Annotated in this window: 13 protein-coding genes; 5 read left to right on the top strand and 8 right to left on the bottom strand. The window is 58.2% G+C overall.

Annotated elements, in window-relative coordinates; all coding sequences use genetic code 11:
* Positions 1–12: 12 nt before the first annotated feature.
* The 4 genes from GSQ86_RS00265 to GSQ86_RS00280 form a co-directional block, all read right to left on the bottom strand.
* Positions 13–1614, bottom strand: coding sequence for a glycosyltransferase family 39 protein (locus GSQ86_RS00265; RefSeq protein ID WP_254062035.1), 1602 nt, complete (start codon positions 1612–1614; stop codon positions 13–15).
* Positions 1607–2542, bottom strand: coding sequence for a PfkB family carbohydrate kinase (locus GSQ86_RS00270; RefSeq protein ID WP_158747957.1), 936 nt, complete (start codon positions 2540–2542; stop codon positions 1607–1609). The genes GSQ86_RS00265 and GSQ86_RS00270 overlap by 8 nt, the downstream gene beginning before the upstream one ends.
* A gap of 13 nt (positions 2543–2555) precedes the next feature.
* Entirely contained in the window at positions 2556–3422 is an 867-nt protein-coding gene (locus GSQ86_RS00275) for an S-methyl-5'-thioadenosine phosphorylase (RefSeq protein ID WP_158748035.1), read from the bottom strand.
* Between the two features lie 63 nt (positions 3423–3485).
* Positions 3486–5030 (bottom strand): hypothetical protein, encoded by a 1545-nt coding sequence (locus GSQ86_RS00280; protein WP_158747958.1) that lies wholly within the window; start codon positions 5028–5030, stop codon positions 3486–3488.
* Between the two features lie 44 nt (positions 5031–5074).
* Between GSQ86_RS00280 and GSQ86_RS00285 the strand changes: the two genes are divergently transcribed.
* The 5 genes from GSQ86_RS00285 (at position 5075) to GSQ86_RS00305 (ending at position 9438) form a co-directional block, all read left to right on the top strand.
* Positions 5075–6154 carry a folate-binding protein YgfZ gene (locus GSQ86_RS00285; RefSeq protein WP_216840956.1) on the top strand — a complete coding sequence of 360 codons (1080 nt, stop codon included), beginning with the start codon at positions 5075–5077 and terminating at the stop codon, positions 6152–6154.
* 12 nt (positions 6155–6166) lie between these two features.
* Entirely contained in the window at positions 6167–6763 is a 597-nt protein-coding gene (locus tag GSQ86_RS00290; RefSeq protein WP_158747960.1) for a DUF1844 domain-containing protein, read from the top strand.
* Between the two features lie 136 nt (positions 6764–6899).
* Complete coding sequence (locus tag GSQ86_RS00295; RefSeq protein WP_158747961.1) at positions 6900–7679, top strand: MBL fold metallo-hydrolase; 780 nt, start codon at positions 6900–6902, stop codon at positions 7677–7679.
* A 2-nt stretch (positions 7680–7681) separates the two neighbouring features.
* Complete coding sequence (ribF, locus tag GSQ86_RS00300; protein WP_158747962.1) at positions 7682–8641, top strand: riboflavin biosynthesis protein RibF; 960 nt, start codon at positions 7682–7684, stop codon at positions 8639–8641.
* Positions 8642–8727: 86 nt separating this feature from the next.
* On the top strand, positions 8728–9438 hold the full coding sequence (locus tag GSQ86_RS00305; protein WP_158747963.1) for a hypothetical protein: 711 nt from the start codon (positions 8728–8730) through the stop codon (positions 9436–9438).
* Positions 9439–9507: 69 nt separating this feature from the next.
* On the opposite strand, the gene GSQ86_RS00310 is transcribed toward GSQ86_RS00305, so the two are convergent.
* The 4 genes from GSQ86_RS00310 to GSQ86_RS00325 all read right to left on the bottom strand — a co-directional run bounded on the left by GSQ86_RS00310 (position 9508) and on the right by GSQ86_RS00325 (position 16104).
* On the bottom strand, positions 9508–10362 hold the full coding sequence (locus tag GSQ86_RS00310; protein ID WP_158747964.1) for a Ku protein: 855 nt from the start codon (positions 10360–10362) through the stop codon (positions 9508–9510).
* A gap of 227 nt (positions 10363–10589) precedes the next feature.
* A complete protein-coding gene (locus GSQ86_RS00315) occupies positions 10590–11018 on the bottom strand; it encodes a hypothetical protein (RefSeq protein WP_158747965.1) in 429 nt (142 codons plus the stop codon).
* A gap of 814 nt (positions 11019–11832) precedes the next feature.
* Complete coding sequence (locus tag GSQ86_RS00320) at positions 11833–12288, bottom strand: transposase (RefSeq protein ID WP_158747966.1); 456 nt, start codon at positions 12286–12288, stop codon at positions 11833–11835.
* 423 nt (positions 12289–12711) lie between these two features.
* A complete protein-coding gene (locus GSQ86_RS00325; protein ID WP_158747967.1) occupies positions 12712–16104 on the bottom strand; it encodes a vitamin B12-dependent ribonucleotide reductase in 3393 nt (1130 codons plus the stop codon).
* Positions 16105–16804 lie beyond the last annotated feature (700 nt).

Here is a 16804-nt window from a genome sequence, read left to right on the forward strand (position 1 = left end):
AGCGTGATGCTATCACTTTGCAAGGTAAATGCGCGCACACGGCTGGCCCGTGGAACAAATTACGTTAACCAGCGCCAGCCCTTCTGGATGCGCCGCCACTGCGGCCGCAATCGCATCGCCATCCGTCGTCACTACAATAGCCGCCGACTTCGCCGGATGCTCCAGCGCTCCCGGCCATTGATAGTAATCGCCTTCATTGATCGTGCGCTTCAACGGAATCCCAGCCTGCTGCAGCGCTCCAATATGCTCAGAGGTGTACATCAGGATCATTCCCTGGTCCGGTAGGATTTCTAACTGTCGAGCCAATGCCCGCTCAAATGGGATACGTGTATGCGCATTCGCCACCGCCTCCTGCAGAACTAACGGACGCGACCGTGCCAGAACCACGCCATCGATCACAATCAGCAGCAGCGCAGCGCCCACGGCCCAATCCGACGAACGCGGCCATCGTCTGCCGAGAAAATCATTTCCCCATGCCACCAGAAACGCCAGCGACAGCGCGAATACTGGAAGCATCTCCATCCCATACCGGGTGTTGTAAAAGGAGTGCGGCCACCACAGCGGAATAAAAATCGGTACCGATCCGTAAGCAATGGAATATGCGTAAAACGGCAGCGGGATCCACAGCAGCAGCGCCGCGACAATGTCTTCGCCGCGACGATGCAGCCACACCGCGATGGCTGTACCGGCGATCGAAAGCCAGAGCAGCACATTGTCAAAGTGCCGAGGCGCCGCACCCAGCTCCGCAGCCTTCAAAAAATACAGCGCAGCCACGCGCATGCTGTGCCAGCCCGGATAATGCGACGACCCCGGCTTCGTCGTGCGTATATCAATCGCCTTTGCCGAATATGGGCCGCGCATGAAATCCAGCGGATCGCCAAACTGCTTCGCGTTATACGCCAGCCAGAATGCCGGAGCCGCAATCAGCATGCCGGTGAATAAAACAAATGCGCCGCCCACAGGCTCCCGCAAATGCCGCCGTACGCTCCACAACGCTACCAGCCACGCGCATGCCGCATAGATCCATCCGTCATATCGCGTGAAAACTGCTGCTACCAGCACCAATCCGGCGATCACCAGCAGGCGTGAGGCACGTGTCTGCCTGCCACCTTTCACTGCCCGCGAGCACTCAGCGATCAGCAGCGCGCTCCAGATCATCTCTGCCAGAAAAAGTGGCTCGGTCATCGCCGTGGTCTGCATATAGAGCAGCCCCGGATTCAGCCCATAGAACGCCGCCGCCACAATAGCTGGAGCAGGGCGCAGCCAGAGCCGCGCCATTCTGTAGATACCCGCGCAGCCCAGCACATAACAGGTCATCGAAGGCCATGCGCCAGCCAGCCCCGTCTGCCACCAGGACATCTTCTGCACAAAGGGCAGCAAAAGCAGATGCGGCAGCGGCAGCCACACCGAACCAAGTTGCCGGAAACCCGGATTCAGTGAATCAAAGATACGCCGCGCGATATGCAGATGGGCCACGGCGTCGCCATACAGGAGTGCCATACCGCGCGGAAAGCAATACCCCAGCGCAATAAATGACAGTATCATCGCAACGCAGGCAACCAGCCTCGTCTCCTGCGGCAGAGAAGTCCGACGATGATCTTCTGTTTCAGTCAAGGTGCGATAACTCGCGGAAGAGGCCAAATCGCTGATCGATCTCCTCGCGCGTCAATGCCTGCAGACGTTCCGTGCCAAAGCGCTCCACTGCAAATGATCCCATCACGCCGCCGTAGAACATTGCCCGCTTGAACGCCGCCGGTGTGACATCTTTCTGCGATGCAAGATAACCAAAAAAGCCACCGGCAAATGAATCGCCCGCACCCGTCGGATCTACGACCTCGCTCAGCGGCAGCGCAGGCGCGCGGAACGGCACCGAAACACTCTTCGTCTCTCCCGGAAACATCCGATCGCTGAAGAATGCCGTCGCGCCATACTCTCCATGCTTTACCACCAGGCTCTTCGGCCCCGACGACAAGATTTTCTCCGCAGCCCGTACCAGGTTCGCGTCCTTCGCCAGCAACTTTGCTTCGCCGTCATTGATCAGCAAACCATCCAACCCCTTCAGGACCTTCTCCAGATTCTCCCGATGATCGTTGATCCAGTAATTCATCGTGTCGCCGCACACCAGCCGAACACGCGGCATCTGGCTGCGAACATTCGCCTGCAGAACAGGATCGATATTCGCCAGAAAAAGGAACTCTGAATCGGCGTAATCCGCAGGAATTTTCGGCGAAAACGTCTCAAATACATTCAACTGTGTCTCGTGCGTCTGCGCCTCGTTCAGATTCTGCAAATATGACCCGCGCCAGAAGAAGCTCTTACCTGAGCGATGCTCGATGCCGCGTGTATCCACTCCGCGCCGCTTCAACACATTCTCTTCTTCTGAGGTGAAGTCCTCGCCCACCACGGCGATCACGCGTACATCGGTAAAGTAGCTCGCAGCCAGGGAGAAATACGTCGCCGCTCCGCCCAGGCAGCGCTCTGCCTTGCCCGAAGGCGTCTCAATGCTGTCGAACGCAACACTTCCCACCACCAGAATCGCCATGTTTTTCCTGTCTCTACTTATTGAGATATTTACCGATCAGCAGATCGAGCTTTTCTTTTGTTTCTGCCGGAATGGCAGCTGGATTCGTGAGAATCGCATACTGTAGCGCCGATGCGCAGGCACAAGTGCGCTCCTTTGGCATCGCAGCCACGGCAGCGCGCACCACCTTCGCTGCATTCGCCGCATTCTGGTTCAGAACGGCAACAATCTGCTCCACTGTTACATCGTCATGGCCTTCGTGCCAGCAGTCGTAATCTGTCACCATCGCCATTGTCGCGTAGCAAATCTCCGCCTCGCGAGCCAGTTTCGCTTCCTGCAGATTGGTCATGCCAATTACGTCCGCGCCCCAGCTGCGATACAGGTTCGACTCAGCCCGCGTCGAAAACTGCGGCCCTTCCATGCACACATACGTCCCGCCAGCCTTGCCCACAACTTTTGAGGCAGAACAGCTGTCGAAGATTGCATTCGCCACGGTCGCACATACAGGATCGCCAAAAGCAACATGTCCAACAATGCCATTGCCGAAGAAGGTCGATGCACGGTGGAAAGTGCGGTCTATAAATTGATCGGGAACGACGAAATCCGTCGGCTTATGCTCTTCCTTGAGCGATCCAACTGCTGACACCGACAGAATTCGCTCCACGCCCAGTTTCTTCATTGCGTAGATATTTGCGCGAAAATTCAGCTCTGACGGCAGTAGCTTGTGTCCCCGCCCGTGCCGCGCCAAAAAGACCACTTTCCGCCCTTCCAGATCGCCCAGCACAAAGGCGTCGCTGGGCTCGCCAAATGGCGTCTCAATGCGCTCTTCACGCGTATTGGTCAGCCCAGGCATGGCATAAAGTCCACTGCCCCCGATGATTCCAATCTCTGCTTGCTGCAAACCAAACTCCATCGCATCTTCCGCGCCCGGAAGATTCTTAGGATGAAAAACAATGCGAAGAATTCAGTATAAATGCGGCGCTGCAGCCCGCATCAGGCCGCAGCCGGAAAAGAAGTGCACCATGCTCGCGCTTAACTCATGGGTTTCTCCCTTTGGTGCATGCCATGCCAGCTTCGCCGCCTGGCTGTCGTCGTCACTTCCCTGCGCGCCCATCACAAGAAATGCCAGCTTGCGCGCCGTCGTCAGATCGAAACTCTCACTCACAAACACCATCCGGCCGCTCGTTGTCAGCACAACCTGCCCTTCGTTGGTGTTATAAATCTGCTCGGTTCTGTCCGCTTCGTCATTGTTGTCGCGCGTTACGTTGGAATACTTTTTACCCAGCTCATCGGCATACAGTTTCGTAAATACCTGGGCCGCCTCCGGCGACTTCCACTGCGACAGGTAAAAGAGTCCCACCGAAGCTGTCGAATCCTTCTCGGCTTCCGTCTTAGCCTGCTTGCGCTGCACCGCATAATAGATTCCGCCGTCCCACGCCGGAGTCAGCGCCTGCGATACCTGTTGTCCTCCGAATAGTTCCGTCAGCATCCGCACGTCCAGCTCGCCCATCACGCCGATGTCGTAAGGCTCATAATTCGCATCCAGCAGGGGATGCACATCCGGCATCTGCAGCACTGGCACCTTGTGCTTCCGCATGTACGCGCGCGGATTCATAATCTCGAAACTCGAAGCCGGCGGCCGATCCAGCACACCGGCAAAAGCGCCCGTCTGCCCCTGATCCTTCAATACCGTCTGCTCAAACTTCAGCCCGTCCTGGTAGGGAAACAGCAGCGACTCCTTCAGCACCAGCGGAGCCCGCGCCAATACCGGTGAATCCGACGTGTCATCCGCATCCGCTAAATTATCCACAACATCCGGTGCCGTCAGCAGGCTCTTACCGGATGGAGCCAGCGCATAATCAAGATAGACGGCCATCGCCTGGCCTTCCAACACGGCCTCGCGCGCCGTATCTACCTCATCCGTCTGGATATGCTCGTTATCCTGCTTCACATTGTGTGACAGTTCTTCGCTCGTCCCGTCTTCCCACTTATCCAGGTCCACATGCTGGTCCTGCAAAGCGTGTGTCAATTCATGCGCCAGGACCGGCTTTTGGGTATCCGGAGTAGCCCAGTCCAACAGGTTCACTGTCTTCGTCTTGCTGTCGTAATAGGCTTCAATCTGCTCCTTCAGGAGTTGAAGCAAAAAAGGTCGCAGCTGAAAATCCCGATCCAGCAAGCCAAACTTCTTCAGCACAATCTCCGACCGCTCCATGCGCTTGGCGTCCTTGTCATCATTCATCTTCTCGACAAGATATTTCTCCACCGCCTCGCGGGTCGTCAGCTTGCGTTTCACTTCACGCTTAATCGGCAGTTTGCTGTCGTCAGAGGCAAATTTCAAAATCACGCCAACCGAGTTAAACAACTCTTTCGCCTGGGCGGGTGTAATGCGTGTAGCCGGTGGCGTTGTCTTCGGAAGGTTGGTGTCGGCAGGCGTTTGCGCGGCACCTGCTCCTACGACCGCCACCAGGACCAGGGCTAAATGCTTTATCTTCTTCATCTCAAACGTCATTTTCATCTCCAGCCCAGTTCCGTCTGGAAAGCTATAATTTCCTTATGAGCGAAATGCCGCAAGTTGCCGAGTCCGGACTCACGCCGCTGGCTGCCCTGGCGCCCGCATCTGACCTTCAGATGCACCTCGGACGGATTACGCCTCGCGCCTTCGCCGGCATCGAATCCGAATTTGCCTCGCTCGTCCATTCCTCTGCCGTGTATGACCTCGGATATTTCACCCGCATCCGCGTTACCGGAGAAGACCGCGTCCGCTGGCTGAACGGCATGGTCACCAATACAGTGCAGTCGCTTCCCCAGGGTTACGGCAACTATACCCTGATTCTGAACGCGCAGGGCCGTATTCAGGGGGATGGCTACATCTTCCGCGCTTCTGATGATCTGCTCCTTGAAACCGACCGCTCCCAGGCCGCTCGTCTTATCAGCCACCTTGACCACTTCATCATCATGGACGACGTGGAGCTACACGAATTAGACGCAGAACACACCATTCTTGGCTTGGCCGGTCCGCAAGCACCCGAAACTCTTAGCTCACTCGGGCTGCCTGTTCTGGAAATGCTGGCCTTCGCAGAGGCCACCTTACAGGAAATTCCCCTGATCATCGTTCGGGCCTACGGCGTTCTTGTGCCGCGCTTCGAGTTGTGGCTTGCCGCCGAACACGTCGCAGAAGCCTGGCGCATGCTCACCGAAGCCGGAGCCAAACCCGTCGGCTTTCAGGCGCTTGAGTCTCTTCGCATCCTCGAGGGCACGCCTCGTTATGGCGTCGATATAAGTGACCGCTACCTGCCCCAAGAGGTGAGCCAGGACCGCGCCTTGAACTTCAACAAGGGTTGCTATCTCGGGCAGGAGATCGTTGAGCGCATCCGTTCGCGCGCCACCGTGCACCGCACCCTGCGCCGGTTCGAACTTATCGGCGCGAAACCCGCTCCCGGCGCTGAATTGATCGCCGAAGGCGACGACAAACCAATCGGCGAAATCACTAGTGTCGCCCACTACGCGCTGCCCGGTCTCACCCGCACCTTCGCCCTCGGAATGGTGCGCGTCGAAGCCCTGGAGCGTAAAGCCAGCATGATTTACCCGGGAGGCAAAGCGATTCCGCTCGACGCACCTCCCGTATTGCCCTGACGAGAAGAGACTATGGACGAAAAACCACCTGAATTTACCGTGACCGACCGCCGCAAGTTCACCATCGAGGGAGATCCCCGCGAAGAAGCTGCAAGCTCCAAGCAGGAAGAATCTGCACGCGCAACCGACTCCTCCGCTCGCGTCATCACCATGCCTTCCCCGAAGCAGGAGGATGCGAAGCCGGTAGAAAAAGTGCAGCAGGCTCCGGTTGAAGAACTGCCTGTCGGCCCGTCAGCCGCAGAACATGCCGAGCAACATGCCGCCTACCAGCAATCGTCACGCGAGATCGACGACCTGCTGCGCCACGCCAATCCCGGCGTTGAGGCAACACCAGACACCACCTTCGAACACCTCGTCCAGTCCATTTATCTCTCCGCCGTCATGGCCATGGGTGCAGGCACGGAGGAAGGACAGCAGCCACGCATTGATATCGTCGGGGCGCGCCAGAGCATCGAGATGCTGTCCATTCTGTATGAGAAAACTAAAGGCAACCTGACCGATAAGGAACAGCGGCTATTGCAAAACGCACTCTTCGATCTCCGTATGATGTTCGTCGAGATCACCAACGCCATCGCCAAATCAGCCCAGCAGCCACCACCAAAGAAATAACAGGAAACGCTATCCCGTTTAGCAACAGCGATACAGTTCGTCATCCTGAGCGGAGCGTGAATCGCACCGTCTAACGACCTGCGGGTATCCCGTCCTTTGCGAAGCAAAGAACGGGATCATGACTCAATAAAACAAAATGCAGGCGACTCTTACTATCCTCGGCAGTGGCACCTCCATGGGCGTCCCCACGCTCGGATGCGAATGCCACGTCTGCACCTCCCCTGATCCGCGCGACCGCCGCCTGCGTACATCCGCCGCCATCCAATGGGAAGACCATTGCGTCCTCATCGACACCGGCCCTGACTTCCGCGAACAGGTTCTGCGCGAAAAAATTCGCCACATCGACGCCGTCCTCTACACCCACTCCCACGCTGACCACATCCTCGGCCTCGACGACTTGCGCCCCCTCACTTTTCATCATCCCGACGGCTACTTGCCACTTTATGCCGACGAATCCAGCGCCACTATCATCGAGAGAATCTTCGACTATACTTTCTCGACCGAATCGAAATACCCGACTCGCGCCCGCGTCCGCATGCACCGTCTCGAAGGCCAGGAGTCCGTCACCATTCACGGAGCCACTTTCCAGCGCGTGCCCCTCATCCACGGCGAGCAAGAGGTGGCAGGCTTCCGCTTCGGGAACGCTGCCTATCTCACCGACATGAACATCATTCCCGACGCCAGCCTGCCTCTGCTGCAAAACCTCGACGTCCTCATCATTGACGCGTTGCGCAAAAGGCCGCATCCCAGCCACGCCAATGTCGATCAGGCTCTTCATTGGATCGAACGCCTGCAACCGCGCCGCGCCTGGTTCACTCACATCTCGCACGACCTCCACCACGCCGACACCGAAAGCGAGCTGCCGCCCCTTATCCGCCTCGCCTACGATGGGCTGCGCATCCCGATCGAGCTATAACCATGCAAGTTTTCCGTGCTCTCGATGAAGTCCCCGCCAGCTACGGCCCCACCGTCATCGCCATCGGCAACTTTGACGGAGTCCATTGCGGTCACCGCTGGATCATCGAACACGCCCGCAACCACGCCAGTGCCCTCGGCGCAAAGTGCATCGCTGTCACCTTCGATCCGCATCCTGTCCGCATCCTGCGCCCCGATGTCGCGCCTAAGCTCATCACCCCCATGCCTGAGCGCCTGCGCCTGCTCGCAGAAACCGGCCTCGACGCTACGGTCATTCTGCCTTTCACCGAAGAGTTTTCCCACATGGCAGCCGAAACGTTTGCACGTGAGGTGCTCCATGACGGCCTGCATGCCGCAGAGGTTCACGAAGGCGATACCTTCCGCTTCGGATACCAGGCGCAGGCCGGAATTAAGGAACTCGGAGAGCTGGGCAGACAACTCGGATTCACCGTGGCGGCCCACCACACCCGCACCGTGCGCGGCATGCCAGTCTCAAGCAGCCAGATACGCCAGCGCATCGCCGGCGGAGAGATGACCGCCGCCCGGGCTCTGCTCGGACGCCCATTTTCCATCCTCTCCACCCCGGCGAAAGGCCGCGGCATCGGCACCCGTCTCACCGTGCCCACCATCAACCTCGCGCCTTATAGCGAACTGCTCCCCGCCAATGGCATCTATGTCACGCGTATCCGGATCGGCGATCACCCCGGCGCGCCCATCTTCAATGCCGTCACCAACGCCGGCAACCGTCCTACCTTCGGCGAGGATTCCTTCGCCGTCGAGTCCTATCTCTTCGACTATCAACCTATCGATCTCACGGATGAAACTCCGCTCGAACTTACCTTCCTCAAGCGCCTCCGCTCAGAGCAGCGCTTTCCTTCGCCCGAAACCCTGAAAGCCCAGATCCTGCGCGACGCCGCCTATGCGCTGCGCTACTTCCATCTCGCGCGGTTGCTCTCCAGGTAAACAGCAGCACTTGCCAATTCTCCTTCGGCGTTATTAATCTTTCTGCTGTTTTGCAAAGGCCCTCTGGGCCTTCATAGGACACCCCCATGCTCAGGACCATCCTCGTCCGTGCCACTCTTCTGATCGTCTTCTTCGCCGCCTTCACTCCGGCTCACGCCCAACAGACCGACATCAAACGCTACGAAATCTATTCCGGCTTCACCTATTTCGAAACGCCGACCTTCAACCTTGCCGAGCGCGGCTATCACCTCCAGGCCGGATACAACGCCAGGCGCTGGATGGGGATCGGCTTCGACTACTCCATCGTCACCGGGCACAATTCCCTCACCCCGAATCTCCTCACCACTCCGCTGCAGACGCAGATCGACGGCCTGCTGGCGCTGCTGAAGGCCGAAGGCGTCATCCCACCCAGCTACCAGCTCGCGGTTCCAACCGACAACACCACAGAGACCTACGCCGCCGGGCCACAGCTGGTTATCCGCCACTACATTCCCGTCACCATCTTCGTGCGGCCCTCGATCGGCGCCATCCACGAAACCGCCACGCCGCGCCCGACCGATCCGGTCGCGACCGCCATCGTCGCGGAGCTCGCGCCATCCGGGAAAAAGACCGACTGGACTGGGTTCTATGGATTCGGCGGAGGGTTTGACTGGAATGTTACGCCGCACTTTGGGCTGCGGGCGCAGGCCGATTTCGTCCACAATCATCTCTTCGACGATCTGCTCAAGGACGGCCGCTGGACGACCCGCGCCTCTATCGGCCCGGTCTTCCATTTCGGAAAGAACATAACGAAATAGGAGATGTGCGAGTACACATCTCCTATTCATTCAGCGTAAATATGCGGTCATTCTGAGCGCAGAATCGTCCTACCCAACCTTCTTCTTCCGCGAAACAGACTTTGCCGCTGCTGGAGCGGTCTCCCGCTGGGGAGCCTTCTTGCCCGCGGCTTCCTGCTCTTCCATGCTCTTCTTGAGCGCGTCCATCAGGTTGATCACCGGAGCCAGCCGTCTCTTCGGCTGCTTGTCGGACTTCGGAGCAAGTCCGGCTTCCTTCGTCTCGATCAGCGCCTCGACCCGCGTCTGATATTCGTCCTTGTACTGTTCCGGATCGAACTTCTCGGTAAGCTGCTTCATGAACTGCTCCGCCAGATCGATCTCGGCCTTCTGCAGCTTCAGATCCTCATCGCCCTGACCGTATTCGGCAATCTCGCGTACTTCTGCCGGATAGTACAACGTATGCAGAATCAGACCCTTATCATAAGGACGGATGAGCACAACCTGTTCCCGCTGATGCAGCGTCAGCTTGGCGATAGCGGCCAGCTTCAGGCTCTCCATGCCCTTCAGGATCAGCGAATAAGCGCGACGGCCCGGATCTTCCGCGACGGTGAAGTAAGAGGTCTGGTAGTAGATCGGATCTACATCGTCCTGCTTTACGAATTGCAGGATATCCATGGACTCCGACGATTCGGCCTCGAGTCCCTTCAGCTCGTCTTCGGTCACCTGGACATAGGTGTCCTTGTCCACCGCATAGCCCTTGGCAATCTCACTGCGTTCGACCACGCGCTCGCAGTGCGGGCAGAAGAGCTGCTGCTTCACGCGGGTTCCGCATTCCCTGTGAATCTGGTTGAAGCTCACATGCTGCTCGCGAGCCGCCACAAAGAGGCGAATGGGCACTGAAATCAAACCAAAGGAAACATAGCCTTTCCAAACCGTCGACGCCATAGAGACAGACCTCTCCTCTAAAAAGAGTTGAGATGAAATTCTGCCAGAACAAAGTTCCCAAACACCAGTAAAAACTGCACAAAAATATGTGCTTTTACGGCACCAGGACCAAAATTTACTGTCTTTTCGGGAAATTAACTGTCCGAAACGGGGGAGTTTCGGCCCATTTTCGTGCCATATGGAGCGCTATTTTTCGGCCTTATTAGGGCAGGCGCGCTTGACGGCTATCAGGCTTCAACGAGGGGGCCGACTTCTTCGCCTTCGGGGGTGAGTTCGAGGGTGCGGACGGGATGCAGATTGCCGATGTCGTCGTATTTGCTGCAGTTGGCGGAGGCGATCTGGAGTCCGTAGAGCAGCAGGCTGGCGCGCTTGGTGTCGATCTGGTTAGCAGCGAGGGCGCGGAGAATGTCGGTAATCACAAGCTGGATGGCGCTGCGGTCTTCGAGCATGGGCAGGGTGAGAGTCGTAGCGGCGGGAGCGGGTGCGGTGGCTCCGTTGGCGACGGCTTCGGCGGGCGTGATGGTGGATTGGCTGCGGCGAGTCTGAAGGTGAAAGTAGCAGAAGCGGTGTCCGCGGATGGCGATGGCTTCGCATTTTCTTCCGCTGGGACGAACGTGCTGGCACTCGTAGTCACTGACGGTCTGTCTGGCAGGCATGGGTATTCTCCCCCTCCCCCTGGGTGGGTGGGCTGGTTTTGTTTATTTTCAACGGTTTACGGGGGGATGATCCCCCGCTATGCTGCTGATTCTGCTTGGGTTAGGTCGGTTATAGTGTTTTCAATGACTTACGGAGGGTCCCCCGGTTTTCTCCTGGAAATGAAAAACGCCCGCGCTAGCGGGCGTTTGTTTTCTCTCTATTTCTATTTTAGCAGTTTGGGCGAAATAGACTGCCAAATTGTCCTCGATATTTACCTTTTAGAATGTGCGAGTTAGGAAATAATGAGGCTCAGGGGGCTTGACAGAAGAGGAAGCCGGGCTTGAAGGCCCACTCGTTGCGAGATGCTTATTCACCGGCCTAAAGGCCGGTGCTTCTACCGGGCGTCGCTCTCGCAACGCCTCCGGTTGCATCGAGCAGGTGCGATGTTCGTTGCGAAAATATGCATTTAACGCATCTTTAGAATTGTTTTTCGTGAAAAGCCGGGCCTGAAGGCCCCGTGGTGCGAGATGCCTATTCACCGGCCTAAAGGCCGGTGCTTCTACCCGGCGTTGCTCCGCAACGCTTTTGGTCATATCGAGCAGGTGTGGTATTTCGTTGCAGAAATGTGTATTTGACTCGAGGCTAAACGTCGTTTCTGCGCATCTTCGCCAACCCTAAGATAGTTCGTCTCTCTGTTGCGAATCCTCCGATCTACTCGATACGGTTTCCAGTGCCTCCCTTCAATTGCAGTATGGAGCGAAAAATGACAATTAGGAAAAAAGGTAGAAGCATCGGCCTTTAGGCCGATGAATTTGGACTGTGCCCTGAAGGGCTTTAGCCCTGGGGTTTCAGATGTTCGGGCGTAGGGTCGATGGGGAAGATATTTGCTGAGGAGTATCGGAAATCTTCCGGGCGTGCGCAGAGTTTGGCCCGGACGGGATTTTCGTGGATGTAGTTCACGTGGTTCGCGTAATCCTTCGCGTCTTCGATGCGGCGCTTGGTGAATCCACTTTGCCATGTGTCGCGTTTGGATTTGAGGCGGAAGGAGAATCCGCCCTTGATAAATTGCATGGCTTTTTCGATGGAGATGTCCGGCGCTGGCGTGATAAGCAGATGGATGTGGTCGGGCATGATGACGAAGGCGTGGACTTGATAGCGGTTTTTCGCGCGGTCTTCGTTGAAGAGCTTGAGTAGAAGTTCGGCGTTTGATTCGATCTGGAAGAGTCGGCGGCGGTTTGCGGTGACGGCAGTGATGAAGAAGGTTTTTAGTTCCTGCGGAGCGAGAGGCATTGGTTGGGAGTTTAGTTTGGTGCTGGATGGTTGGAAGATTACGTCGGTGTGGGAACGGCCCGGGCCTGAAGGCCCTTTTTGTGTTGCGGCTTATTCACCGGCCTAAAGGCCGGTGCTTCTACCCTGGCGTTGCGCCGCAACGCTTCTGGTGCGTCGGTCAGGTGTGATGTTGGTTGGCGAAGATGGACATTCGGCGCATCTTTAGAACACTTTTTGTGAAGCCCGGGTCCGGAAGATTCTCATGTACGGATATATGTTCACCGGCCTAAAGGCCGGTGCTTCTACCGGGCGTTGCCCTGCAACGCTCTTGGTCTTATTCAGCTGATCCGACATTCGAGCAGAAATGAAAACGCCCCAGTAAAAACTGGGGCGTTTTCGTTTGCCCCGCACGGCTAGTCCGCCGCCCGAGGCTTGGGTTTGTTTCTAGCTGCAGCCGCTGGTGCTGCCGCAGGACATGCAGCGGTAGCAGCTTCCGTTGCGGACCATGATGGCTCCGCAGGTGTGGCAGCTGGGGGCATCGCCCATGTCGTAGAGGTCCTTCATGGCATCGGCGGCGTGGTAGATGCCGCGGTCTTCCATCTTCAGTCCTTCTTCGGTGCTGGCGGCGAGGTTGGAGAGAATTCCGCCTTGCGGGGCGGAGGTGTAGCCCATGCCTTTTGGTTGTTGCGGCTGAAAGCTGCTTGCGCCTGTGGCACTCGATGCTTCGTATGGACTCCTCTCTTCGCTCGGAATGACGGCGGAGTTGGGAGTGGTGGCTGGACCTGCGGCGGGTGCGGCCAGTCCGGCGAAGAGCGAGAGCTGCTGGCCGGAGAGGAAGCGCAGCTGGATCCAGCGGAAGATGTAATCCATGATGGACTTGGCGTAGCCGATGTGCTCGTTGCCGGTCCAGCCGGAGGGCTCGAAGCGCGAGTGCGCGAACTTTTCGCACAGGACTTTGAGCGGCACTCCGTGTTGCAGGGCCAGTGACGTTGCGGTGGCGAAGCTGTCCATGAGGCCGGAGACGGTCGAGCCTTCCTTGGCCATCTTGATGAAGATTTCGCCGGGCTGCCCGTTGGGGTAGAGGCCGACGGTGATGTAGCCCTCGTGTCCGGCGATGCCGAATTTGTGGGTGAGTGAAGCGCGCTCTTCGGGCAGGCGGTGACGGATGGCCCTTGGCGGCGCATTGAGGTCCTGCTTATCCCACCCTTCGCTACGCTCAGAATGGGGCACCCGGGCGATGGAGGCGGTGAAGGCACTGGTGGCGTCGACGACGGACTTGGCCGTGATCTCGATTTTTTCTGAGAGCTTGGCTTCGAGGGTTTTGATGTCGGCTTCGGGCGCGGTCTTTCCGCTGGCCAGCGCGGCGAGGACGCGATCGGCGGCTGCGGTGACGGCGTCGTCCGCATTCTCTTTGGCGCTCTTGATGGCCTTGGCTCCCTTGCCGTCGGAGACGTTGAGGGGCTGCGCGCCCTTCGATCCGTCGCGGTAGATGGCGACGGCCTTGAGGCCCTGACGCCAGGACTCGGCGTAGGCTTCGGCAACGTCTTCGATGGTGCAGTCGTGTGGCAGGTTGACGGTCTTCGAGATGGCTCCGGAGAGGAAGGGCTGCGCGGCGGCCATCATTTTGACGTGGCCCATGTAGTTGATGGAGCGCGTGCCCTTGGCCGGCTTGAAGGAGCAGTCGAAGACAGCGAGGTGCTCGGGCTTGATGCCGGGCGCGCCTTCGATGGTGCCGGTCGCGTCAATGTAGCTGACGATGGCGTCGACCTGCGCATTGTTGTAGCCGAGCTTGAAGAGTGCGGCGGGCACGGTGTTGTTGACGATCTTGATCATGCCGCCGCCGACGAGCTTCTTGTACTTGACGAGGGCGAGGTCGGGCTCGATGCCGGTCGTGTCGCAGTCCATCATGAAGCCGATGGTGCCGGTGGGCGCGAGGACGGTAACCTGCGAGTTGCGATAGCCGTGCTTCTCGCCGTGGGTGAGCGCCTTGTCCCAGCAGTCTTTGCTGGCTTCTATCAGAGCGTCCAGTTGCGGCACTACGAAGTGTTCGGAGGTGCGCGCTTCGCGCGAACCGGGACGCAGCTTCGCTGCGGGTCCTTCGACTGCGCTTCCTTCGGTCGCTTCGCTCAGGATGACATTATGTTTTGATTTGCCGATCTTGTTGACTTCGGCGCGGTGCATGCGGATGACGTCGAGGAAGGGCTCGCGGTTGATGTAGTAGCCGGGGCAGGCTCCGCCTTCGTGGTTCGCAGAGGCGGTGAGCGGCGTGGCCGAGGCGAGCGCGGGGCAGCGTTCTGCGATGCGCGACGACTGCAGATAGGCCTCGCCGCACATGATGGCGGTGAGGGTGGCAGCGAAGTCGCGGCCGGCATCGGAGTCGTAGGGCAGGCCGAAGGCCATGAGCAGCGCGCCGAGGTTGGCGTAGCCGAGGCCGAGCGGACGGTAGTCGTGCGAGTTGCGCGCGATTGATTCGGTCGGGTAGCCGGAGTTGTCGACGAGGATCTCCATGGCGGTGATCATGACGTCGATGGCGGCGCGGTAGGCGGCGATGTCAAATGTGCCTGCTGCGGTTACGAATTTCAGAAGATTGAAGCTCGACAGGTTGCAGGCCGAGTTGTCGAGGAACATGTACTCGGAGCACGGGTTCGAGGCGTTGATGCGGGCCGTGTTCTTCGAGGTGTGCCACTTGTTGATAGTGGTGTCGTACTGCATGCCGGGGTCGCCGCACTGCCAGGTAGCTTCGGCGATCTTGTACATGATGTCGCGGGCCTTGCGGGTCTCGACGGACGCGTGGTCTTTCACCGTGTAGGTGGTGAACTCGCCGTCCTTCTCGTAGGCGCGCATGAACTCGTCGGTGACACGGACGGAGTTGTTGGCGTTCTGGAAGAAGATGCTGCTGTAGGCTTCGCTGTCGGGGCCGGACGAACCGTCGTAGCCCTCGCGCATGAGCGCCCAGGCCTTGGCTTCTTCCTTCATCTTGCATTCGACGAAGTCGAGGATGTCCGGATGGTCGACGTTGAGGATGACCATCTTGGCGGCGCGGCGGGTCTTGCCGCCGGACTTGATGACGCCCGCGAAGGCGTCGAAGCCGCGCATGAAGCTGAGTGGGCCGGAGGCGGTGCCGCCGCCCGACAATTGTTCCATCGATCCGCGCAGGGTGGAGAGATTGGTGCCGGTGCCCGATCCCCACTTGAAGAGCATGCCTTCGGTCTTGGCGAGGGTGAGAATGGAGTCGAGCGAGTCGTCGACGGCATTGATGAAGCAGGCCGAGCATTGCGGCTTACGGTAGCCGGTCACGGAGAATTCAATGGCGCAGGTGTGCTGGTTCCAGTGCCAGTTTTGCGCGTCGGAGTTGGGCTCGAGGCGGTCGCAACCCACGTTGAACCAGACGGGCGAGTTGAAGGCAGCCTTCTGGGTCACGAGCAGGTGCGCCAGCTCATCGTGGAAGATGGCGGCGTCTTCGGGCGTCGAGAAATAGCCTCCGGCGAGTCCCCAGTCACGGATGGTCTCAGCGACGCGGCCGATGAGCTGGCGGACGCCGGTTTCGCGCTCCGGAGTGTTCATCTGGCCGTGCAGGTACTTGCTGGCGACGATGTTGGTCGCGGTCATGGACCAGTCGATGGGCGTCTCGACGTCCTTCTGCTCGAAGATGCTCTTGCCGCTGGCATCCGTAATGGAGGCCGTCCGGCGCTCCCACTGGACTTCGTCGTAGGGCGAGATGCCAGGCTTCGAGAAAAATCGCTCGAATTTGAGGGCTGCGGTTTGGCTGGCGGCACCTTTCGCGGGCGCGGCGTTGGAGGCTGGGGAGCTGTTGATCTTCTTGGTGGCCTCGGCCATAGGAACTCCTTCCGGGGGTTGCGTATTTTGATGGTCTTGCTCGTTCCGGCAGCTAAAAGGGCCGGAAATGGGCGCTTAGCGCGCCACAAAATTTCTTAAAGCAAATCTGGAAAAGATCTGTCCGGGACTATTCGGGTACCGGGCTGACCCGTCGGCGTCGGTGCTTATGCCTGTTCGGGTTCATTGCCAGTACCTCGGTAAATATAAGAGCTGCAGGTGTGAAAGTAGCTCTGTTAATAGTGTGTGTCAAGCGCCAACCACAACATCTAGTATTTTAGATGTAAATAGGCTCTCTTTTAGTTCAATTTCGGGACTTTGCCTGTGGAGAACTCCGGAAGCGCTTGCGGGACGGGAAAACGAGCGCTGCGTAAAAGACTTCACTGATTGAAGCTATGCCTCGGGTGACCGCAGAACAAGGCGCAGAAGTGGTGCAAAGGGTGTGGACAGCTGTGGAAGTTGTGGGAATGAGGCCATTTACATATAGACCAGTGAGAATGGTCCCAGGGCTAAAGCCCTTTAGTGTGTTGTCCTGTATTTCACCGGGCTAAAACCCGATGCTTCTACCCTTTGAAAGCTACGCTGCATGAAATGCTTCCGTGTCTCCAAAAACATGGGCACACATATCCAGCGTGCTCTTTCTACCCCTTCATGTTCTTCAAGATGTGGCCTCTCCGGCCTCGACATCCTGGCGCTGATACCG

Source organism: Acidobacterium sp. S8 (assembly GCF_009765985.1).
Lineage (GTDB): Bacteria > Acidobacteriota > Terriglobia > Terriglobales > Acidobacteriaceae > Alloacidobacterium.